This window comes from Microbacterium sp. NPDC055502, from assembly GCF_053643635.1.
Genome location: NZ_JBSHKJ010000002.1, coordinates 810,903 through 826,059, shown reverse-complemented (window position 1 = coordinate 826,059; position 15,157 = coordinate 810,903). Strand labels below are relative to the sequence as shown.

General features: G+C 69.6%; 14 protein-coding genes. 11 read left to right on the top strand and 3 right to left on the bottom strand.

The window, feature by feature from the left end:
- Positions 1-111: 111 nt before the first annotated feature.
- Genes ACWH95_RS15030 through ACWH95_RS15020 form a run of 3 tightly spaced genes read right to left on the bottom strand, consistent with a single transcriptional unit; the run spans position 112 to position 3,960 of the window.
- A complete protein-coding gene (locus ACWH95_RS15030; RefSeq protein ID WP_454120905.1) occupies positions 112-2,040 on the bottom strand; it encodes an ABC transporter ATP-binding protein in 1,929 nt (642 codons plus the stop codon).
- Positions 2,037-2,975, bottom strand: coding sequence for an ABC transporter permease (locus ACWH95_RS15025; RefSeq protein ID WP_136030535.1), 939 nt, complete (start codon positions 2,973-2,975; stop codon positions 2,037-2,039). The genes ACWH95_RS15030 and ACWH95_RS15025 overlap by 4 nt, the downstream gene beginning before the upstream one ends.
- Before the next feature lies 1 nt (position 2,976).
- Positions 2,977-3,960 (bottom strand): ABC transporter permease, encoded by a 984-nt coding sequence (locus tag ACWH95_RS15020; protein WP_136030537.1) that lies wholly within the window; start codon positions 3,958-3,960, stop codon positions 2,977-2,979.
- A gap of 242 nt (positions 3,961-4,202) precedes the next feature.
- On the opposite strand from ACWH95_RS15020, the gene lepA reads away from it, so the two are divergent.
- From lepA to era, 11 genes are all read left to right on the top strand, one after another.
- Positions 4,203-6,056, top strand: a complete 1,854-nt coding sequence (gene lepA / locus ACWH95_RS15015; protein WP_136030540.1) for a translation elongation factor 4 — start codon at positions 4,203-4,205, stop codon at positions 6,054-6,056.
- A 73-nt stretch (positions 6,057-6,129) separates the two neighbouring features.
- Positions 6,130-6,783 (top strand): DUF1990 family protein, encoded by a 654-nt coding sequence (locus ACWH95_RS15010; RefSeq protein WP_136030542.1) that lies wholly within the window; start codon positions 6,130-6,132, stop codon positions 6,781-6,783.
- Positions 6,783-8,000: a radical SAM family heme chaperone HemW gene (hemW, locus tag ACWH95_RS15005; RefSeq protein WP_454120904.1), complete on the top strand. Its 1,218-nt coding sequence runs from the start codon at positions 6,783-6,785 to the stop codon at positions 7,998-8,000. The genes ACWH95_RS15010 and hemW overlap by 1 nt, the downstream gene beginning before the upstream one ends.
- Positions 8,001-8,104: 104 nt before the next feature.
- Entirely contained in the window at positions 8,105-9,136 is a 1,032-nt protein-coding gene (hrcA, locus tag ACWH95_RS15000; RefSeq protein ID WP_136036372.1) for a heat-inducible transcriptional repressor HrcA, read from the top strand.
- Positions 9,137-9,168: 32 nt separating this feature from the next.
- On the top strand, positions 9,169-10,284 hold the full coding sequence (gene dnaJ / locus ACWH95_RS14995) for a molecular chaperone DnaJ (protein ID WP_454120903.1): 1,116 nt from the start codon (positions 9,169-9,171) through the stop codon (positions 10,282-10,284).
- 2 nt (positions 10,285-10,286) lie between these two features.
- Complete coding sequence (locus ACWH95_RS14990; RefSeq protein WP_454120902.1) at positions 10,287-11,015, top strand: 16S rRNA (uracil(1498)-N(3))-methyltransferase; 729 nt, start codon at positions 10,287-10,289, stop codon at positions 11,013-11,015.
- A 37-nt stretch (positions 11,016-11,052) separates the two neighbouring features.
- Entirely contained in the window at positions 11,053-11,400 is a 348-nt protein-coding gene (locus tag ACWH95_RS14985) for an HIT domain-containing protein (RefSeq protein WP_136030553.1), read from the top strand.
- A gap of 46 nt (positions 11,401-11,446) precedes the next feature.
- Positions 11,447-12,472: a PhoH family protein gene (locus ACWH95_RS14980; protein ID WP_454121006.1), complete on the top strand. Its 1,026-nt coding sequence runs from the start codon at positions 11,447-11,449 to the stop codon at positions 12,470-12,472.
- A complete protein-coding gene (gene ybeY, locus ACWH95_RS14975; RefSeq protein WP_136030557.1) occupies positions 12,469-12,930 on the top strand; it encodes an rRNA maturation RNase YbeY in 462 nt (153 codons plus the stop codon). The genes ACWH95_RS14980 and ybeY overlap by 4 nt, the downstream gene beginning before the upstream one ends.
- Positions 12,927-14,219 (top strand): hemolysin family protein, encoded by a 1,293-nt coding sequence (locus ACWH95_RS14970; protein ID WP_136030559.1) that lies wholly within the window; start codon positions 12,927-12,929, stop codon positions 14,217-14,219. The genes ybeY and ACWH95_RS14970 overlap by 4 nt, the downstream gene beginning before the upstream one ends.
- Entirely contained in the window at positions 14,212-15,108 is an 897-nt protein-coding gene (era, locus tag ACWH95_RS14965; protein WP_136045884.1) for a GTPase Era, read from the top strand. Before ACWH95_RS14970 ends, era begins: the two co-directional genes overlap by 8 nt.
- The last annotated feature ends 49 nt before the right edge of the window (positions 15,109-15,157 follow it).

Here is a 15,157-nt window from a genome sequence, read left to right as displayed (position 1 = left end):
GGCGTTTCATAAAGGGAAGAATAGTTCGCGGTCGCGACCGGCATACCGCCCCGGAGTGAATCGCGCCTAACCGTTATCGGACGGTGACCAGCAACCCCGCGACCGCGGCGATCAGACCGTCGCCGGCTTGGTCGACATGGTCGCCGCGTCGAACACGACGCGCTGGCGGGTGCGCTCCACATCCGGGTCGGGGACGGGGATGGCCGACAGCAGCGCCTGCGTGTACGGGTGCTGCGGGTTGTCGAACACGTCGTCCACGTCGCCGTGCTCCACGAACTCGCCGAGGTACATCACGGCCACCCGGTCGGCGATGTGGCGCACCACGGACAGGTCGTGCGCGACGAACAGGTAGGACAGGCCCAGCTTCACCTTCAGCTCGTCGAGCAGGTTGATCACACCGGCCTGGATCGACACGTCGAGCGCCGAGACCGGCTCATCGAGCACCACGATCTTCGGGTTCGTCGACAGGGCGCGGGCGATGCCGATGCGCTGCCGCTGACCGCCGGAGAACGCCTGGGGGAAGCGGTCGCTGTGCGCCGGGTTCAGGCCGACGAGGTCCATCAGCTCGTCCACGCGACGGTGCGCCTCCTCCTTGGGCGTGCCGATCGCGAACAGCGGCTCGGAGATGATGTCGGCGACCGTCATGCGCGGGTCGAGGGCGCCCATCGGGTCCTGGAACACGATCTGGATGTCGCGTCGCAGCGCCCGCTCCACCTTGCGGCTGTGGATGTCGTTGACGCTGGTGCCGGCGATCACGATGTCGCCCTCGCTCTGCTTGACCATGTCCATGATCTGCAGCAGGGTCGTGGTCTTGCCGGAGCCGGACTCGCCGACGATGGCCATCGTCTCGCCCTCACGGACGTCGAAGCTGATGCCCTTGATCGCCTGCACCTCGCCGACCTTGCGCTTGAGGAACGCGCCCTTGAGCAGCGGGAAGGTCTTCGTGAGGTTCTTGACCTCGAGCGTGACCGGGCGCTCCTCGCGCGGGAGTCGCGTGAGGTCGCTCTCCGGCACCGCGCGCACGGGGTAGACCGGGAAGCCGCCCAGCAGGCCGCCGTCCTCGATCTCGTGCGAGCGGATGCAGGCGGCGCGGTGCAGGTCGCCCGAGCCGGTGGCCACGGGGAGCAGCTCCGGCTCTTTCGCGCGGCACGCGTCCATCACGATGGGGCAGCGGTCGGCGAAGGGGCACGCGTCGGGCAGGTCGATCAGCAGCGGCGGATTGCCCTTGATCGGGGTGAGCGGCTGCTTGTCGCCCTTGTCCACGCGCGGGATCGCGCCCAGCAGGCCGATCGAGTACGGCATGCGCGTCTTGTGGAACAGCTCGTGCACGGGCGCCTGCTCCACGGGCTTGCCCGCGTACATCACCAGCACGTCGTCGGCCGTGCGGGCCACCACGCCCATGTCGTGCGTGATCATGATCACCGCGGCGCCGGTCTCGTCCTGCGCCTTCTCGATCAGATCGAGGATCTGCGCCTGGATCGTGACGTCGAGGGCCGTGGTCGGCTCGTCGCAGATGATGAGCTTGGGGTTGTTCGCCATCGCGATGGCGATCACCACGCGCTGGCGCATGCCGCCGGAGAACTCGTGCGGGAACGACTTCATGCGCCGCTCCGGCTCGGTGATGCCGACGAGCTTCAACAGCTCGACCGAGCGGTCCCACGCATCCTTCTTCGACAGGCTGCGGTGCACCGTGAGGGCCTCGATGAGCTGGTCGCCCACGGTGTAGACGGGGGTGAGCGAGGTCAGCGGGTCCTGGAAGACCATCGACATGCCGTTGCCGCGGATCACCGACAGCTGCTTGTCGCTCATGCCGATCAGCTCTTTGCCGTCGTACATGATCGAGCCGGTGACCTTGGCGTTCTCGTCGAGGAGTCCCATGATCGCGAGCGAGGTGACGGACTTGCCGGAGCCGGACTCGCCGACGATGCCGAGGGTCTTGCCGGCTTCGAGGTCGAACGAGACGCCGCGCACGGCGTCGACGCGGCCGGCCTCGGAGGCGAAGCTGACCTTGAGGTCGCGGACGGAGAGGACGTTGGTCATGCGCGGCCTCCTGCAGCCGAGGTCGGGTCGAGGGCGTCGCGCAGGCCGTCGGCGATCAACGCCATCGACACCGTGAGCAGGGTCAGCGCCGCCGCCGGGAAGTAGAACAGCCACGGGGCCGTGGTGAGCGAGCTCGAGCCGGCACCGATCAGCGCGCCGAGCGACACGTCGGGGATCTTGACGCCGAAGCCCAGGAACGACAGACCGGTCTCGGTCACGACGGCCGAGACGACGCCGAGGGTGAAGTTGATCACGAGGAGCGAGCCGATGTTCGGCAGCAGGTGGCGCAGCACGATCTTCATGCCGCCCACGCCCATGTAGCGGGCCGCGCTGACGTACTCGCGCTCGCGCAGCGACAGGGCCATGGTCCAGATGACGCGGGCGGGGAAGTACCACCCGATCACGAAGATCATGATGAGTGCGATCACGCGCCAGTCTCCGCCGGCCTTGTTCGAGATCATCGCGAGGATGAGGAAGCTCGGGATCACCATCATGAAGTGGATGATCAGGAGCGAGATGCGCTCGGTCCAGCCGCCGAAGTAGGCCGCGGCCGTGCCGACCAGGGCCGACACGATCGTGACGCCGATCGAGACCGTGAGCGCGATCATGAGAGAGCGCTGCAGGCCGACTGCCACCTGCGCGAACAGGTCGTTGCCGGCGTTGTTGGTGCCGAACCAGTGCTCCGTGGACGGCGGGGTGCTCAGGTTCAGGAAGTCGAGCTCCACGTGGTCGTAGCGCGCGATCAGCGGGCCGAAGATCGCGAACAGCACGAGCAGCGCGAAGATCACCAGGCCGATGAGCGCACCGCGGTTGCGGGAGAAGCGCCGCCAGTACAGGCTCCACTTCGACAGGCGCTTCGTCGCGACGCGGGTGGTCTCGGGGCCGGCGGCCGCGGGGTCCGGGTGGATGGTCGGGTCGAGCATGTCGGTGCTCATGTCAGCTCACTCTCACACGCGGGTCGAGGACCACGACGGCGATGTCGGCGAGGATCGCGCCGATCGCCGTGAGGACCGCGCCGAAGGCCGCGATCGCGACGGTTCCGTGGATGTCGTTCTTCGAGATGGTCTCGATGAAGTACTTGCCCATGCCGTTCCACGCGAAGATCGTCTCGGTCAGGACCGCACCGGTGAAGATGGCGGGGATCGTGAAGGCGACCTGCGTGGCGACGGGGATCAGCGAGGTGCGCAGCGCGTGCTTGCGGATGGCCTGCTGCTTGGTGAGGCCCTTGGCGCGAGCGGTGCGCACGTAGTCGGCGTTGATGTTGTCCAGCAGCAGCGAGCGCTGCAGGAAGTGGATGCTCGCGTAGCCCGTGAGCACCAGGGCTATGGTCGGCAGCGTCAGATGCTGCAGCACATCTATCAGGGTGGGGAAGAAGCCCTCGACCCCCTGACTGGCGTTCCCTGTCACATAGAAGATGCGCGTGCCGGTGGCGTTGTTGAGGCCGATCGCGAGCAGCACGATCGCGAAGGCCGCGACCACGATCGGGATGTTCAGCGTGATGATGCTGGTGGCCTGGCCGATGCGGTCGGCGAGCTTGTACTGGCGGGAGGCCGTGTACACGCCGAGCGCGATGCCGAGGATCGTGGTGATGATCGTCGCGCCGAGCACGAGCTCCGCGCTGACCCACATGCGGTACGCGACCTGCTCGTTGACGGAGCCGCCGGTCGGGCTCACCCCCCAGTCCCAGCGGAGGAGGATGCTCGTGAACCAGTTCCACCAGCGCTCGATGAGCGGCACGGTGTCGCTGAGGTTGCGCGGCACGAGGAGGTTGTTGATCTGCTCTTCACTGAGCGGAGGACGACGGCCCACGTAGTTGCTGCGCGGATCGAGGAACCCCCACGCGAGGAAGTAGGTGAGGTTCGTCGCGACCACGATCATGAGCAGCCAGCCGAGGGCGCGGCGTGCGAGGTACTTGATCAAGGGGGATTGTCTTTCTCTTCTCCAGACGCGCTCGGGATCCGCCGACGCAACGCTGAGCCGGGCGGATGAATCGGGCGCCATCCGCCGTTCTGCGCGACGCGACAGCCCTCACGGAGTCTGTGACGGAGTCGTATCGCTTACGGGATCCGGTGTCACGGATTGATCCCGGGCAACTTCGGGAGACTATCACCGATGTCCCCGAATGGGGATTCCCCTGCCCCTCACCGTAGAATCGACGGGACATGTCCCCACGCGCTCTCACCCCGCTTCAGCCTGCCGCGACGCCGGCTGCGCAGATCCGCAATTTCTGCATCATCGCCCACATCGATCACGGCAAGTCGACGCTCGCCGACCGCATGCTCCAGATCACCGGAGTGGTGTCGGACCGGGACATGCGGGCGCAGTACCTCGACCGCATGGACATCGAGCGCGAGCGCGGCATCACCATCAAGAGCCAGGCCGTGCGCATGCCCTGGGAGATCGACGGCGAGACGTTCGCGCTGAACATGATCGACACCCCCGGCCACGTGGACTTCACCTACGAGGTGTCGCGCTCCCTCGCCGCGTGCGAGGGGGCGATCCTCCTGGTCGACGCCGCACAGGGGATCGAGGCGCAGACGCTCGCCAACCTCTACCTGGCGCTCGAGAACGACCTGCACATCATCCCGGTCCTCAACAAGATCGACCTCCCGGCGGCCGACCCGGAGAAGTACGCGAAGGAGCTCGCCTCCCTCATCGGGGGCAAGCCGGAAGACGTGCTGCGCGTGTCGGGCAAGACCGGCGTCGGTGTGGAGGATCTGCTCGACCGCCTCGTGCGGGAGATCCCCGCGCCGGTCGGAGACGCCGAGGCTCCCGCCCGCGCCATGATCTTCGACTCCGTGTACGACGCGTACCGCGGCGTCGTCACCTACGTGCGCATGGTCGACGGCAGCCTCTCCCCGCGCGAGCGCATCCAGATGATGTCGACCGGCGCCAACCACGAGGCTCTCGAGGTCGGGGTGTCCAGCCCCGAGCCGACGCCCACGAAGGGCCTCGGCGTCGGCGAGGTGGGCTACCTCATCACCGGCGTGAAGGACGTGCGCCAGTCGAAGGTCGGCGACACCATCACGAACGCGCGCAAGCCCGCCGCTGAGGCGCTCCCCGGCTATACCGACCCGAAGCCGATGGTGTTCTCGGGCATCTACCCGATCGACGGCAGCGACTACGCGGAACTGCGCGAGGCCCTCGACAAGCTCAAGCTCTCCGACGCGTCGCTGCAGTACGAGCCGGAGACCTCGGTCGCGCTCGGCTTCGGCTTCCGCTGCGGCTTCCTCGGCCTGCTGCACCTGGAGATCGTGACGGAGCGGCTCGCGCGCGAGTTCGGCCTCGACCTCATCACCACGGCGCCGAGCGTGATCTACGAGGTCGTCACCAGCGACACCGGCGAGACGGTCACGGTCACGAACCCGAGCGAGTACCCCGATGGGCGCATCGGCTCGGTGTCGGAGCCGATGGTCAAGGCGGCGATCCTGCTGCCCAAGGACTACGTCGGCACCGTGATGGAGCTGTGCCAGTCGCGGCGCGGCACGCTGCTGGGCATGGAGTACTTCTCGGAGGAGCGCGTCGAGCTGCGCTACAACATGCCGCTCGGCGAGATCGTGTTCGACTTCTTCGACCAGCTCAAGTCCAAGACGCAGGGGTACGCCTCGCTCGACTACGAGCCCTCCGGTCAACAGGAAGCCGACCTGGTGAAGGTCGACATCCTCCTCCAGGGCGAGAAGGTCGACGCCTTCAGCTCGATCGTGCACCGCGACAAGGCCTACGCGTACGGCACGATGATGGCCGAGCGGCTGCGCAAGCTCATCCCTCGTCAGCAGTTCGAGGTGCCGATCCAGGCGGCGATCGGTGCGCGCATCATCGCCCGCGAGACCATCCGCGCGATCCGCAAGGACGTGCTCGCCAAGTGCTACGGCGGTGACATCACCCGCAAGCGCAAGCTCCTCGAGAAGCAGAAGGAGGGCAAGAAGCGCATGAAGATGGTCGGCCGCGTCGAGGTCCCCCAGGAGGCGTTCATCGCGGCGCTCTCCGGCGACGTCGAGGGCAAGGACAAGAAGTAACCCGGGCGATCCTGGGCGCTCCCGTGGTGCGGGGGGGGTGTTCGCCCAGGGAACCCGAAGTAGGCTGGATCTCATGCGGCGCGGGACTTTCCGAGACGACACGGTGGACTATGCGGCCGTGGGTGCGACCCACGCCCCCGACCTGATGCAGTACCCGCCGGAGCGCAGCATCCCGGCGGAGGAGTCCTGGCGGATCGGCAGCGGCGAGGAGCGGTTCCAGACGGCGGGCGAGGCCCTGCTGTCGTGGACGGCGCAGCGCGCAGCGGGACTCTCGGTGGAAGACGTGCGTCCCGCCCCGGGCCCCGCGTACGCCGGGGTCAGCTTCGACGCCGAGGGCAACCCGATCGCGCCGAGCAAGCGCGACGTCGAGCCGCGCTACGACGCGGAGGGCATGCCGTTCGTCGGCGCCGGGATGACGCTGCACCTGCGCGGTCGGGTGGGCGGCATGCGCGCCGACTCCGAGCTGCGCGTGATCTCGGTCACCGAGGAGACACGGCGCATCGGCTTCGTGCTCGGGACGATCGGGGGCTCGGTCGTCAGCGGCGAGGAGTCGTTCGACGTCGACTGGCGCGAGGACAACGACGAGGTGTGGTTCACGGTGCGCGCGTTCGACGCGCCCAACGCGCTCGTCTACCGCCTGATCCCGGCACTCATGAAGCGGCGCCGCCGCGAGCTGTTCGCGCGGTACCTGCGCGCGATCTCCCCGCTGTACGCGACCCCCGTCTGATGGCGGGACCGCTTCCCCTCGGCGATCCGGCTCCCGCCGACGGCCGCCTGCCCGACGACCTGCCGATCTCTGCCGACACCCCGTTCTCGGCGTACCTGCACGTGCCGTTCTGCCGCGTGCGCTGCGGCTACTGCGACTTCAACACCTATACGTCGAGCGAGCTGCGCGGCGCGAAGCAGGAGGACTATGCGTCGACCCTGATCGGCGAGATCGCCCTCGCTCGCGGCGTGCTGGAGGCCGCGGGGGCGCTGCGACCGATGGACACGGTGTTCTTCGGGGGCGGCACGCCGACGCTGCTGCCCCCGGGCGACCTCGCGCGCATGCTCGGCGCGGCGACCGCGGCGTTCGGGCTGGCGCCGGGTGCCGAGGTGACGGTGGAGGCGAACCCCGACACGGTGACGCCCGAGGTGGCGCGCACCCTCGCGGAGGCCGGCGTCACGCGGTTGTCGATCGGCATGCAGTCGGCGGTGCCGCACGTGCTCGCCGCTCTCGATCGCACGCATCAGCCGGAGAACGTGCGGACGGCGGTGGCCGCGGCCAAGGGTGCGGGACTGGACGTCAGCGTCGACCTCATCTACGGCGCGCCGGGGGAGTCGCTCGCCGACTGGGAGGCGTCGCTCGATGCGGCCCTCCAGCTCGAGTCGGACCACATCTCCGCGTACGCGTTGATCATCGAGGACGGCACGAAGCTGGCGCGGCAGATCCGTCGCGGCGAGGTGCCAGCCCCCGACGACGACCTGCAGGCGGACATGTACGAGCTGGCCGACGAGCGGCTGGCCGCGGCGGGCTTCGAGTGGTACGAGGTCAGCAACTGGGCGCGCACGCCGGAGCAGCGGTCGCGGCACAACCTGGCGTACTGGCGGGGGAGCGACTGGTGGGGCTTCGGTCCCGGCGCGCACAGCCACGTGGCGGGACTGCGCTGGTGGAACGTGAAGCATCCGGCCGCCTACGCGCAGCGGCTCGCGGCGTCCGCGTCTCCGGCGGCGGGACGGGAGCGCCCCGACGTGGAGGCCCAGACGCTCGAGCGCATCCTGCTGCTCAGCCGCATCCGCGAGGGCATCGCGGTGGACGACCTGCCCGCGGCGAACCGCCCCCGCGTGGCCGGGCTCATCGCGGACGGCCTGATCGACGCGGCGGCGGCGATCCGCGGGCGCGTGCAGCTCACCCTGCGCGGACGCCTCCTCGCCGACGCGGTGGTGCGCGAGCTCACCGACTGAGTGATCGGCGCGCGGGTTCGGAGAACTCCCGGTCGTACGCGGTAGGATTGGCACTCAGGGTGTCAGAGTGCCAGCGTCCGGTCGTCAGCGGGAAGGGGTGGGCCATGGTCACAGAGCGAGGACTCCAGGTTCTCCGCGCGATCGTGCAGGACTACGTCGAGACGCACGAGCCGGTGGGCAGCCGATCGATCGTCGACCGTCACTCGTTCGGGGTGTCCGCGGCGACGATCCGCAACGACATGGCGCAGCTCGAAGACGAGGAGCTCATCACCGCCCCCCACACGTCGTCCGGTCGCGTGCCCACCGACAAGGGCTACCGCGTGTTCGTCAACCACCTCGCCCAGCTCCGTCCCCTCTCCTCGGCGCAGCGCTCGGCGATCGAGTCGTTCCTCGCCGACCCCGCCGACCTCGACGACCTCATGGCGCGCACGGTGCGGGTACTGACGCAGCTCACGGGCCAGGTCGCGCTGGCGCAGTATCCGTCGTTCGCCCGCGCGCGGGTCACGCACGTGGAGCTCGTCGCGCTGGCCCCCAACCGTCTCCTGACCGTGCTGGTGACCGATGCCGGCGGCGTCTCGCAGCGGATGACCGTGCTGCCGGATGCGATCGACGAGGCCGATCTCGGTGTGCTCCGCGCCCGGCTCTCCGCGCTCATCACGGGACAGGCGATCGCGGAGGCGTCCGAGCGGCTGCAGACCCTGCTGGCCGCGGAGGAGACGCCGCGCGACCGCGTGCTGCGCACTCTCGCCGGCGTCCTCGTCGACGAGCTGGGCGGGTTCCGTCAGGAGCGACTGGTGATGGCGGGCGCGGCGACCCTCGCCCGCCGCGAGCACGACTTCCGCGGCAGCATCCACCCGCTCCTCGAGGCGATCGAGGAGCAGGTGACGCTGCTGCGGCTGATGAGCGAGATGGTGGCCGACGAGCACGGCCTGGCGGCCAGCATCGGCACCGAGAACGCGCCGTTCGGTCTCGGCGAGGCGTCGATCGTCGCGAGCGACTACGCGGCACCGACCGGAACGGCGCGCGTCGGCGTGATGGGGCCGACGCGCATGGACTATCCGAGCAACCTGGCGGCGGCGCGGGCGGTGGCCCGCTACCTGTCGCGGATGCTCGACGACGACGAGGCCGGCCGCTGACGCGGCCCCACGGAACACGCAGAAGGGCGATTGTGGCGGACCACTATGAGGTTCTCGGGGTGTCCCGGGACGCTTCCACGGATGAGATCAAGAAGGCGTACCGCCGACTGGCGCGGCAGCTCCACCCGGACGTGAATCCGGGCGAGGACGCGGCCGAGCGGTTCAAGCTCGTCACCCACGCCTACGACGTGCTCAGCGACGAGGAGTCGCGACGCCGCTACGACATGGGCGGCGGGGACGGCGCCGCGGGCAACTTCGGCGGCTTCGGCGGGTTCGGCGACATCTTCGAGACGTTCTTCGGCGCCGCGCAGGGCGGTGGCCGCGGAGCCCGACCCCGGTCGCGGCGCGAGCGCGGTCAAGACGCCCTGGTGCGCGTGACGCTCGAGCTGGGCGACGTCGTGTTCGGCGCGCACCGCGACATCGAGGTCGACACCGCGGTGCTGTGCGAGACGTGTCAGGGCTCGTGCTGCCAGGAGGGCACGTCGCCCGTCACGTGCGACATCTGCGGCGGCACCGGCCACGTGCAGCGTCAGGTGCGCAGCCTGCTCGGCAACGTCGTCACCTCGCAGCCGTGCGGCACGTGCGAGGGCTACGGCACCACCATCCCGTATCCGTGCGGCACGTGCGGCGGACAGGGGCGCGTGCGGTCGCGGCGCACCGTGTCGCTCGACATCCCCGCCGGCGTGGAGACCGGACTGCGGCTGCAGCTGCCCGGCTCCGGTGAGGTCGGTCGCGCCGGTGGCCCCAACGGCGACCTGTACGTGGAGGTCACGGTCACCCCGCACCCCGCGTTCAGCCGGGAGGGCGACGACCTCCTCGCGACGCTCGAGGTGTCGATGACCGATGCGATCCTCGGCACCGACACGTCGATCGAGGGCCTGGACGGCGAGGTCGACCTGGAGATCCGCCCCGGTGTGCAGTCCGGCGACGTGCTGACGATCAAGGGCCGCGGCATCACGCCGCTGCGCGGCACCCAGCGCGGCGACCTGCGCGTGGGCGTGCAGGTCGTGACACCCACGAAGCTCGACGCGTCGCAGCGCAAGCTCATCGAGGACTTCGCGAAGAAGGCGAAGGCTCCGACCCCGCAGCTCGCCCAGTTCCAGCAGGGGCTGTTCTCGAAGCTGCGCGACCGGTTCCGCGGACACTGATCGTGGCGCTCCACTTCCTTGTCGAGACGGCGGGAGGCGCGGCCGTCGGCGACGTGGTCACGCTGACCGGCGCCGAGGCGAAGCACGCCGCCGTGGTGCGTCGGCTGCGCGTCGGCGAGGCCGTGACGGTGGGGGACGGCCGTGGCGTGTGGCTGACCGGCGTCGCGGAGGAGGTCTCGCCGTCGCGCGTCGAGGTGCGCGTGCAGGAGCGCGCGGAGACGCCGTCGCCGTCGCCGAGGGTCGTGCTGGTGCAGGCGCTCGCGAAGGGCGACCGTGACGAGCTCGCGGTGCAGGCGGCGTGCGAGCTCGGCGTGGACGAGATCGTGCCGTGGCAGGCGGGTCGCAGCATCTCGCGCTGGGAGGGGCCCAAGGCCGCGAAGGGTCGCGAGCGCTGGGCGACGATCGTGCGCGAGGCGGCCAAGCAGGCCCATCGCGCATGGGTGCCGGAGGTCGCGCCGGTCGAGTCGACCGCGCAGCTGGCGGCGCGCGCGGCGCTGCAGCGGGTGCTGCTGCTCGACCCGACCGCGCCAGGGCGGCTGTCCGACCTGGAGCCCGACGGCCGCGACCTCGTGCTGGTGGTGGGGCCCGAGGGCGGCATCTCCGCCGAGGAGCTGGAGCGGCTCACGGCGGCGGGCGCGGAGCGCGTGCTCCTCGGCGACACGGTGCTGCGCACGTCCACGGCAGGACCGGCGGCGATCGCGGTGCTGTCGGTCGCTCTCGGCCGCTGGTGACCGCCGCCGCGTGCAGGGGCCCCGGTAAGCTGAACGCATGAGCGAACCCTCGATCTTCACGCGCATCCTGAACGGGGACATCCCCGGCGAGATCCTGCTCGATGCGGGTCGGGTGTTCGTGATCCGCGACATCAACCCGCAGGCTCCGCTGCACGCGCTCGTGATCCCGAAGACCGAGGAGTACCGCGACGTGACGGAGCTCGCGGCGGGTGACCCGGGTCTGCTGGCCGAGATGGTCGCGGCAGCGAAGCGCATCGCCGACGAGCACGCCAACGGCGAGTACCGCCTCATCTTCAACAACGGCGCGAGCGCCGCCCAGTCCGTCTTCCACGTGCACGCCCATGTGCTCGGCAATCTCGAGGAGAACAAGCTCGTTGGCTTCTGACGATCAGGAAACCGTCACCGAACGCATCTACGCGGACGGTGTCGCGATGGTGCAGCTGCTCGGTCCGCAGGACCGCCTGCTGCGGATGCTGGAACGCGAGCACCGCGATGTGCAGGTGCTCGTCCGCGGCAACGAGATCACCCTGACGGGCGAGCGCGACGCCGTCGCGAAGGCGAAGAACCTCGTCGACGAGCTGCTGGCGATGACGAAGGCCGGGCACGACCTGGCGCCCAGCGACGTGTCCAGCTCGGCGCGCATGCTCCGCACCGAGGGCGGTCCGCGCCCGAGCGAGGTGCTCGGCGAGGCGATCCTGTCGACCCGTGGCAAGGTGATCCGCCCGAAGACGCTCGGACAGAAGGAGTACGTCGACGCGATCGAGGAGAACACGATCGTGTTCGGCATCGGCCCGGCCGGTACCGGAAAGACCTACCTGGCGATGGCGAAGGCCGTGCAGGCGCTGCAGCGCAAGGAGGTCACGCGCATCATCCTCACCCGTCCGGCGGTGGAGGCGGGGGAGCGGCTGGGGTTCCTGCCCGGCACGCTCACCGACAAGATCGACCCGTACCTGCGCCCGCTGTACGACGCGCTGAACGAGATGATGGACCCGGAGATCGTGCCGCGCCTGATGGCCACGGGGACGATCGAGGTGGCGCCGCTCGCGTACATGCGCGGTCGCACGCTCAACGACTCGTTCGTGGTGCTCGACGAGGCGCAGAACACCACCCCGGAGCAGATGAAGATGTTCCTGACGCGGCTGGGCTTCGGCACCAAGATGGTCGTCACGGGCGACATCACCCAGGTCGACCTGCCGCAGGGGTCTTCGGGACTGCGGCTCGTGACGCGGGTGCTCGACGGGATCGACGACATCCACTTCACCCGGCTGACCAGCGACGACGTGGTGCGGCACTCGCTCGTGGGGCGCATCGTCGACGCGTACAGCGAGTACGACGAGAAGCGCACCACGCAGCGGTTCGAGCGCGAGCAGGCCGCGGAGTTCGCCAACAGGGCCGAGCGCCGCGGGGCGCAGCGACCAGGACCACGCGACCGGATGCCGAAACGGGGGCTCTCATGATCGAGATCAACAACGAGTCGGCGATCGACGTCGACGAGACGGTGCTGCAGCGGCTCACCGACTTCAACCTGGAGCAGCTGCACGTCAGCCCGGACGCCGAGGTGGCGATCGTGCTGGTCGACGAGGGCGCCATGGAGGCGCTGCATGTGCAGTGGATGGACGAGCCGGGCCCGACCGACGTGCTCAGCTTCCCGATGGACGAGCTGCGCCCCGGCACCGAGGACCGCCCGACGCCTCCCGGTCTGCTGGGCGACATCGTGCTGTGCCCGCAGGTGGCGGAGACCCAGGCGCAGGCGGCCGGCCACACCCTGATGGACGAGCTGATCCTGCTCACCACGCACGGTCTGCTGCACCTGCTCGGCTTCGATCACGCGGAGCCGGAGGAGGAGCGGGAGATGTTCGGACTCCAGAAGCAGCTGATCCAGGGCTTCGCCGTGTCCGAGCGCCGCCGCCGATGACGGAGATCCTGCTGCTGATCGCCGCCGTGCTGCTGGTGGCCTTCGGCGGCCTCATGGCTGCGATCGACGCGGCCTACGGCGTCACGTCCCGGGCCGGCCTCGCAGATCTGGCGACCGAGGGGCGACGGGCGAAGGCGCTCGAGCGGATCGCCGCCGACCTCGACGCGCACGTCAACGCGGTCGCGTTCATCCGGGTGCTCGCGGAGGTCACCGCGGCCGTGCTCGTCACGGTGGCGTTCACGATCATGTTCGAGAGCATCTGGTGGGCGATGCTCGCCGCGGCCATCCTGATGACGGGCATCACGTTCGTGCTCGTCGGCGCCAGTCCGCGCACGTTCGGCCACCAGCACGCCGAGGCCATGATCCGCGGGAGCGCGGGCATCGTGCGCGGTCTGCGCATCATCCTCGGCCCGCTCGCCCAGGGGCTGGTCGTGCTCGGCAACCGGGTCACGCCCGGCACGGGTCGCAGCTCGTTCTCGAGCGAGGATCAGCTGCTGAGCATGGTCGACGAGGCCGCGTCGAACGACCTCATCGAGGAGGACGACCGCGATCTCATCCACTCGGTGTTCGACTTCACCGACCAGTTCGTGCGGGCGGTGATGGTGCCGCGCACCGAAATGGTCACCGTGGACGCGGAGGCCACCACCGACGAGGCCATGTCGCTGTTCCTGCAGCGCGGGGTGTCGCGCATGCCGGTCGTGGACGACGAGGCCGACGACGTGGTCGGGGTGCTGTATCTGAAGGATCTGGTGCAGTTCGCCTACCGCGACGACCTGGCCTGGCGCGCGGCGTCGATCCGCCCGATCGCCCGCCCCGCGACGTTCGTGCCGGAGTCGATGCGCGCCGAGACGCTGCTGCAGCAGATGAAGCGCGACGCGGTGCACGTGTGCCTGGTGATCGACGAGCACGGCGGGATCTCCGGGCTTGTGACCCTGGAGGACCTGATCGAGGAGCTCGTCGGCGAGATCTCCGACGAGTACGATCAGGTATCCGCGGAGTTCGTGGATCTCGGTGCCGGACGCTACCGCGTCAGCTCCCGGCTGTCGCTGGAAGACGTCGGCGACCTGTTCGGCCTCGAGCTCGAGGATGAGGACGTCGACTCGATCGGCGGTCTGCTCGGCAAGGCGCTCGGACAGGTGCCGCAGCCCGGGGCGACGGCGGTCGTGGACGGTCTGGTCCTCACCGGCGGGGCCTCTCGGGGGCGCGGCCGCGGGATCGCGACGGTCTTCGTCGAGAGGGCTGCGGTGGCGGACGAGGTGCAGGAAGAAGGAGAGCGACGCGATGACTGAGGACACCCGGAGCGGATTCGTGACCTTCGTCGGTCGGCCGAACGTCGGCAAGTCCACCCTGACGAACGCGCTGGTGGGCGACAAGATCGCGATCACGAGCGAGAAGCCGCAGACGACGCGGCGCGCGATCCGCGGCATCCTGAACCGCCCGGACGGGCAGCTCGTGATCGTGGACACCCCCGGCATCCACAAGCCGCGCACCCTCCTGGGCGAGCGTTTGAACGACCTGGTCGAGCAGGTCCTGGGCGACGTCGACGTGATCGGGTTCTGCGTGCCGGCGACCGAGAAGGTCGGGCCGGGCGATCGTCGCATCGCCGCCTCGCTCGACGGCTACCCGCGTGCGCAGAAGATCGCGATCGTCACGAAGACCGATGCGGCGGGGCGCGACGAGATCACGGAGCGCCTCATGGAGGTCGACTCGTTGCGCGAGGACTGGGCGGCCGTCATCCCGCTCTCGGCACTGACGCGCGATCAGCTCGATGTGCTCGCCGACGAGATCCTGCAGCTCATGCCGGAGGGACCCGCGCTGTATCCGGCCGGGATCACGACGGACGAGTCGAATGAGGACCGCATCGCCGAGATCATCCGCGAGGCTGCGCTCGACGGCGTGCGCGACGAGCTCCCGCACTCGATCGCCGTGGTCGTGGACGACATCGCCCCCCGCGAGGACAGCGACCTGACGGACGTGCACGCGTCGATCGTGGTGGAGCGCGACAGCCAGAAGGCGATCATCATCGGCCACAAGGGCTCGCGGTTGCGCGACGTGGGCGCTCGCGCGAGGACGGGCATCGAGGACCTGCTGGGCACGCGGGTGTTCCTCGGACTGCACGTCAAGGTCGCGAAGGAGTGGCAGCGCGACCCCAAGCAGCTCGGCCGACTCGGGTTCTGAGATGAGACGGGGCACGACGTCGAAGGCGGCGGGCAGACCGCCGACCCCG

What these genes read in the sequence shown, in the direction of transcription:
- era (WP_136045884.1), top strand. Translation starts at nt 14,212, where the DNA reads ATGACTGAGGACACCCGGAGCGGATTCGTGACCTTCGTCGGTCGGCCG.
- ACWH95_RS15030 (WP_454120905.1), bottom strand. Translation starts at nt 2,040, where the DNA reads ATGACCAACGTCCTCTCCGTCCGCGACCTCAAGGTCAGCTTCGCCTCC.
- ybeY (WP_136030557.1), top strand. Translation starts at nt 12,469, where the DNA reads ATGATCGAGATCAACAACGAGTCGGCGATCGACGTCGACGAGACGGTG.
- ACWH95_RS14985 (WP_136030553.1), top strand. Translation starts at nt 11,053, where the DNA reads ATGAGCGAACCCTCGATCTTCACGCGCATCCTGAACGGGGACATCCCC.
- lepA (WP_136030540.1), top strand. Translation starts at nt 4,203, where the DNA reads ATGTCCCCACGCGCTCTCACCCCGCTTCAGCCTGCCGCGACGCCGGCT.
- hrcA (WP_136036372.1), top strand. Translation starts at nt 8,105, where the DNA reads ATGGTCACAGAGCGAGGACTCCAGGTTCTCCGCGCGATCGTGCAGGAC.
- ACWH95_RS14970 (WP_136030559.1), top strand. Translation starts at nt 12,927, where the DNA reads ATGACGGAGATCCTGCTGCTGATCGCCGCCGTGCTGCTGGTGGCCTTC.
- ACWH95_RS15010 (WP_136030542.1), top strand. Translation starts at nt 6,130, where the DNA reads ATGCGGCGCGGGACTTTCCGAGACGACACGGTGGACTATGCGGCCGTG.
- ACWH95_RS14980 (WP_454121006.1), top strand. Translation starts at nt 11,447, where the DNA reads ATGGTGCAGCTGCTCGGTCCGCAGGACCGCCTGCTGCGGATGCTGGAA.
- hemW (WP_454120904.1), top strand. Translation starts at nt 6,783, where the DNA reads ATGGCGGGACCGCTTCCCCTCGGCGATCCGGCTCCCGCCGACGGCCGC.
- ACWH95_RS15025 (WP_136030535.1), bottom strand. Translation starts at nt 2,975, where the DNA reads ATGAGCACCGACATGCTCGACCCGACCATCCACCCGGACCCCGCGGCC.